We start from the raw sequence: 2,507 nt of genomic DNA, 5'->3' as shown, positions 1-2,507 counted from the left end.
GAGACTCTTCCCTTGTCGCCCGCAAACGACTTTTGAGAATCCCTTGGCCCTCGGGTCGAGGGTTTTCTTTTGGGCTCATTGTGCGCTCCCTCCCTTCTGCTTGAGATAGGCGAGAACGTCGTTCCAGTCGTATCGGACGCTGCGGCCCCAACGAATCGAAGGAATGTCCTTGGACATTTCGATTTTCCGTTCACTCACTCGCAACCGTTGAGCGAGTTCTTTCTTGGTCAGGATTTCGGTAGCTTTTGCTTTCTCGTTTGGAGACGGCTTCAAACCGCTTGCATTGTTCATACGAGGGAACAATAGCAACTTGAACAGTGCTGTTCGGACGTCACTCTTTTGGAGCGAGACGCAACTTTTGTAGTGGGAATTCCGATCGAGACGCCATTAAATCATGATCGAGACGCAATCATTTTCAATCGAGACGGCGCTTTTCGGAGTGGTTTGTGAATCGAGACGCACTTTTCGGAGGTCAAGAGCTATTTTCGTCTTTTTGCGCTTCCGTTGTGACTATGTGCCATAGCTCGGCCCCATTTCAGAAGCTCTTTAATAACGCGATCCGACATAGGCTCATTTCCTTGGGCTAACTTTCGAATGAGGCTTTCGCGGTTAGAATCTCCTTCGGGAGAAACGAAGAATGAGGGGGCTGGTAAGAAACTTCTCTGGGTCACGCTGCCTTTTCGATCTAAGCATTTCCGCAGCCCGGTCTTTTGAGCTGCTTTTTCTCGTTTTTTTTCGGCTAGTTCGTAGGGCATCTCTTCAAGCGCGGAGGCGATCTCATTGAATCTTGTGCTGGCTGCGATCAGTTCGCGACAATGTTCCTCGTATGCGTTGATCGCCCGCATAAACTTCAAAATGTTCTGATTTGGAGTCTTATCCGATTTCGGGGTGTGGTCTTTGACCAAAAGGCTTAAACCTTCGATCTGATTGTTCGTGAGTCCGAGTTCACCTGAAAGATAGGACAGGTATTTTTGGGTCTCCAACCTGTCGCGTTTCCTAGAAGCGCGTTTTTCTTCGGCTAGTCGTTCCTTTTTTTGACGATCCGTTTCTTCCGGTTCACTGTTCGCGTTCGGTTCATTCATAGAGTTAAGCAACTGAGAATTGTGTGACTTTGTGATTGTCCTCCGGGGTTATCGACCAAAAGGCTTTGGCATCGGCTTTGGTGACGGCGTTGCGGTAGTGCTTGAAGACGGTATCGGCCAACTTGTGCCCCATCTCATGGGAGGTCTTCGCGGCCTGCTCGTGATAGGCCATGTGATAGGAGCCGAAAGAGTGGCGCAAAACGTCATGCGGCCATTCCATTACGCCCGCCGCTTTCATGGCCTTCTCCTTTCGGTCACGCCAGACTTGCGCGGTAACTTGAACGGGACCGCGCTTGCGGGCGTGGGGGCGAAGCCATGCGGCGAGGTTGTCGGAGATCGTCACGTAGCGGCCCGCCTTCTCTTTGGCATTGGGTCGGGCTTTCACGCGCAAATGTCCTTCGGCAAGGTCAATGTCTCCCCAGTCGAGGCGATCAACCTCTGCGGGTCGGAGGCCAGCGAATAAACCGATAGCAAGAGCGGGGATAATCTCGGGCTCGGCATGGCCAAGGAGGGCGGCGGCTTCGTCAGGGCGAAAGATTCCGGGGGCATCGCGGACCACTTCGGGAAGGGCTTTCAGGGAAACCGGGTTCGCGTCGATGGCCTTGCGTTCCACCGCGTATTCAAAGAGCGAGTAGAGGGCGCGGCCATAGTGCTTTTGGGTCTGTGCCGAGAAGGGGAGGTCAAGGAGCCAATCCGTGATGATTTCTGCCGAGATGTCGCAAGCCAGCCAAGAGCCATAATCCTCGGCAAAGCGGGCGAGCCGTTGGCGGACGTTGCGTTGATGAACGGCGCTTCGTCTTGACTTCTCCAAGCGTTGAATGAGCTCGTCTGTGAGCTGGTTGAAGGTCTTGGAACGGGAAGCGAGGGAGAGGCGGGCGTTGAAAGATTGAGGAGCTTCCGCAAGGAGCTTGTCCCGGTCGGAGGCGGGGAGTTCGGCGGGGATGGCGTCGAGGTGCTTTCGGTAGAAGCTCACGATGTCCGCCAAGCTCACTTCGGTTCCGGTTTCTGCCAGCTTGTGAGCCATGCGGCGGAAGGCGATCACGGCTTCGCGCTCCTCGGGAGTGATGTCTTCATTCCGGGTGCCGTCAAGGCTGAGGAGTCCGGCCTTCTCGTCGAAGAACTGTTGCGCCCCATTCTCGCCTGAACGGGTCTTGAAGCCTTTCACCTTGCGCTTGTCCCCGTCCTTGTAGGAGACGCGCCAGCGGTAAACGTGATGGCCGTTCCACTTCGTCAAAGTGACTCCATGCTTCTTTTCGGCGGGCGTTTTCCGTTCCTTCGGCATGGTTCTAGTTTCGCCTTATTTCGGGGCGTTTCTCAACTAGAATCTAGTCACAACTGGTCACTTTGTTTTTTTAGTGTTGGTAATCAGTGGGGTTCAGGGTTTCCTAAACCTCAAATGGTGGTTCGATTCCACCTGGGGACGCT

At 54.1% G+C, this 2,507-nt stretch carries 3 protein-coding genes; all 3 read right to left on the bottom strand.

Annotation, left to right across the window (positions count from 1 at the left end; translation table 11 throughout):
* Window positions 1-75: 75 nt before the first annotated feature.
* The 3 genes from JIN78_RS16600 to JIN78_RS16590 all read right to left on the bottom strand — a co-directional run bounded on the left by JIN78_RS16600 (window position 76) and on the right by JIN78_RS16590 (window position 2,364).
* Window positions 76-291: a MerR family transcriptional regulator gene (locus JIN78_RS16600; protein WP_200393118.1), complete on the bottom strand. Its 216-nt coding sequence runs from the start codon at window positions 289-291 to the stop codon at window positions 76-78.
* A 188-nt stretch (window positions 292-479) separates the two neighbouring features.
* The gene (locus JIN78_RS16595; protein WP_200393117.1) at window positions 480-1,082 is read right to left on the bottom strand and encodes a hypothetical protein; all 603 of its coding nucleotides are present in this window, start codon (window positions 1,080-1,082) and stop codon (window positions 480-482) included.
* A gap of 4 nt (window positions 1,083-1,086) precedes the next feature.
* Entirely contained in the window at window positions 1,087-2,364 is a 1,278-nt protein-coding gene (locus JIN78_RS16590; protein ID WP_200393116.1) for a tyrosine-type recombinase/integrase, read from the bottom strand.
* Window positions 2,365-2,507 lie beyond the last annotated feature (143 nt).

The organism is Roseibacillus ishigakijimensis, from assembly GCF_016595415.1.
Lineage (GTDB): Bacteria > Verrucomicrobiota > Verrucomicrobiia > Verrucomicrobiales > Akkermansiaceae > Roseibacillus > Roseibacillus ishigakijimensis.
Note: the sequence above shows the minus strand (reverse complement) of the source record. Positions and strands in the feature narration are given on the sequence as shown.